The following is a 485-nucleotide window of genomic DNA, read 5'->3' on the forward strand; positions in this document are numbered from 1 at the left end:
TTGGTTCTGACTTCACCGGGGGTGTCGTCGAACAGCAGTTCGTTGTACTGGCCGCCCTGGTGTTCCTTGGATTTGATGCCGGACAGCGTCTTGTTGGCGGGTAGCGCGCCGGCGCCGCTGAAGTCCGGGGTGGCGTGGCTGCCGTTGTAGAGCACGCCGGTGATCACCGGGCGGTCGATGTCGCCTTCGATGAAGTCGACCAGCACTTCCTGGCCGATGCGCGGAATGAATTGGTGGCCCCAGCCGGCGCCGGCGCTGGGCATGACCACGCGCAGCCAGCAGGAGGATGTGTCGTCCAGGTTGGCGCCGATGCTCGGGTGTTCGTCCGGCCGTTGCCAGTGGAATTGCACCTTGATGCGGCCGTGCTGGTCGGTGTGGACTTCCTCTCCTTCCGGCCCCACCACGGTGGCGGTCTGCACGCCGCGGGATTTGGGCTTGGCCAGTTCGGTGTGGGCGTAGGCCGGGGTCAGCGGCACGCCGCGGCG

General features: G+C 67.0%; 1 protein-coding gene. It reads right to left on the reverse strand.

Annotated elements, in window-relative coordinates; all coding sequences use genetic code 11:
• Positions 1–485, reverse strand: a 485-nt coding sequence (locus tag ACUXV1_RS23230) for a type VI secretion system Vgr family protein (protein WP_446016775.1), incomplete at both ends; no start/stop codon positions are given.

This window comes from Chromobacterium sp. W521 (assembly GCF_052805975.1).